The organism is Laspinema olomoucense D3b, assembly GCF_025370785.1.
GTDB lineage: Bacteria > Cyanobacteriota > Cyanobacteriia > Cyanobacteriales > Laspinemataceae > Laspinema > Laspinema olomoucense.
Genome location: NZ_JAMXFA010000089.1, coordinates 1 through 2,362 on the forward strand (window position 1 = coordinate 1; position 2,362 = coordinate 2,362).

At 49.0% G+C, this 2,362-nt stretch carries 3 protein-coding genes and 1 pseudogene; 3 read left to right on the top strand and 1 reads right to left on the bottom strand.

Annotation, left to right across the window (positions count from 1 at the left end; all coding sequences use genetic code 11):
* The 3 genes from NG792_RS28715 to NG792_RS28725 all read left to right on the top strand — a co-directional run.
* A partial coding sequence (locus NG792_RS28715; RefSeq protein ID WP_261237793.1) for a hypothetical protein occupies positions 1 to 405 on the top strand: 405 nt, incomplete at its 5' end.
* Positions 406 to 646: 241 nt separating this feature from the next.
* Positions 647 to 1,156 (top strand): photosystem I reaction center protein subunit XI, encoded by a 510-nt coding sequence (locus NG792_RS28720; RefSeq protein WP_261201762.1) that lies wholly within the window; start codon positions 647 to 649, stop codon positions 1,154 to 1,156.
* 261 nt (positions 1,157 to 1,417) lie between these two features.
* Positions 1,418 to 1,534, top strand: a complete 117-nt coding sequence (locus NG792_RS28725; protein WP_261201763.1) for a photosystem I reaction center subunit VIII — start codon at positions 1,418 to 1,420, stop codon at positions 1,532 to 1,534.
* Positions 1,535 to 1,810: 276 nt separating this feature from the next.
* Here NG792_RS28725 and psaB read toward each other — a convergent pair.
* Positions 1,811 to 2,362 (bottom strand): annotated as a pseudogene (gene psaB, locus NG792_RS28730) (photosystem I core protein PsaB); the annotation flags it as partial.

The following is a 2,362-nucleotide window of genomic DNA, read 5'->3' on the forward strand; positions in this document are numbered from 1 at the left end:
TTTGGGGCAATCATGGTCCTGCTCTGGCTTTCAGCCGTTTTTTTTTATTATACTCTACCTAGAGTGACAGAAGAGGGATATAAAGCCTCGGTACAGGATACGATTCCCCGGACAACGAACCGAGGTTTTGGACCTTTCTGGGGTACACAGCAAGCAGAAATGGGGTTAAAACCCCCGGTTTCTAATGGGTTGTACCCCAGACTAGCTCACTCTAAAAAGCCCCCTCCCATTGTTGGGGGGAATCGTCCAGAATCATGGCGGTGGATGAGTGACCCTCGGTCCCGATTGGGGGGAAATCTGCCTTTTGGCCCGGGGCGATCGCCCTTGACCTGTGCCAAAATTTCTGAAGGGGTAGAAATACCCTGCCTATTCCCTGAACTTGTTAAATTTCTTAACAAAAATTAACAGAAACAGCGGTCAAACCCAGAACCTGCTCCAATCAGAGAATAAAGGCTGGGATGGCGATCGCAAAAATCACCGAACCGGGGTAAATTAAAATCAGTGGTTACCAGCCCCAGGGGATTTAGGCGATTTTCATGAAGTTTTTTAAAGCTACGCACTAATTCTGAGACTAGGCGACCCCTCCTTGCTTAGAATATGACCTTAAGTTCTTTTACCGATTGTCACACCACGAGGAAAAACAAATATGGCCGATGCAAGAGATATTGAAATGGTGAAGCCTTACGGGGGAGACCCATTTGTGGGTCACCTTTCCACCCCGATTAGCGATTCTGCCTTCACCAAGGCATTCATTGGTAATCTGCCTGCCTACCGTAAAGGACTCTCTCCCATTCTCCGTGGGATCGAAATTGGGATGGCCCACGGCTATTTCCTGGTTGGCCCTTGGATTAAATTTGGCCCCCTGCGCGACTATACCGAAGCTGCCAACTTAGGCGGATTAGTCTCGGCCCTGTCTTTAATTTTAATCGCCACCGCCTGTATGTCTGTCTACGGGATTGCCTCGTTCCAAGTCACAGGTGATGACGATTACCCCAGCCAAAATCCCCAAGCCCCCACCACCCTGAAAACCGCCGAAGGTTGGAGTCAGCTCACCGCTGGCTTCTTCGTCGGTGCAATGGGTGGCGCATTCGTCGCCTATTTCCTCTTGGAAAACCTGGGTGGCGTCGATGCCATTTTCCGGGGTTTAGTCAACTAACTAGACCTTTTTTTTCAGGGAATCCAGATACCGAATTCCCCGGCTTCCCAATCTGACATCCAAATGTCAGTTTGGCCCGATAGTCCCTTGCTAGGGCTTTAATTTGCTGGTTTTGAACTGTGACCTCGGGTCACCTAAAATTAGCTCATCTGCACCCGCAGATTCGGATTTTTGAAAAGTCCACTTTAGAGGAAAATAACTGACTCACCGTCGTTAATCATCCTCTCGTCAACCCAAAACTTGAAATAGGAGAAATTAGATATGACAGGTGCTTATGCAGCTGCTTACCTGCCTTGGATTTTGATTCCCGTCGTTTGCTGGTTAATGCCAGCCGTGGTGATGGGTCTGCTGTTCATCTACGTTGAAAGCGATCGCTAATTAAGGGCTTCATTCCCTTGATTAATCACAATTTTCCGAAAAAAGAGCGGGGAGGACAACAACGACCGGCTATTCCCAAACCCTCTTTTTAGGCCCTCTGTACCGCCTTAAATCCCCAGGACCAGAAACCGGGTTGCTCAGCCGAATGAAGGGCTATTCCCACCAATTCCGTCCAGAAACCCCGTTTCTAGCCTGAACTGTCCCGAGGGCATCGGGCATAAAAAATCCCCCGCTATGATGGCGGGGGATTTTTTCAACTCATGAACAGTTTCCGGTTTAACCGAACTTACTCGCCGTCGAAGCAATCAAGAACGCCGCATAAGTCAGGATATACCCCACCGTAAAGTGAGCCAAACCAATCAAGCGACCTTGAATAATCGACATCGCCACCGGCTTATCCTTCCAGCGAACCAGGTTCGCCAGAGGAGTGCGCTCATGGGCCCAAACCAGAGTCTCAATCAGTTCTTGCCAGTAACCGCGCCAGCTAATCAGGAACATGAATCCAGTCGCCCAAACCAGGTGTCCAAATAAGAACATCCAAGCCCAAACCGCCAGATTATTCATCCCATAAGGGTTGTACCCGTTAATCAACTGAGCCGAATTCAGCCACAGATAATCACGCAACCAACCCATTAAATAGGTCGAAGACTCATTAAACTGAGCCACATTCCCTTGCCAAATACCCAGATGCTTCCAATGCCAGTAGAAGGTTACCCAACCAATGGTATTCAACATCCAGAACATCGACAGATAGAACGAATCCCAAGCTGAGATATCGCAAGTACCGCCACGACCCGGACCATCACAAGGGAAAGCATAGCCGAAATC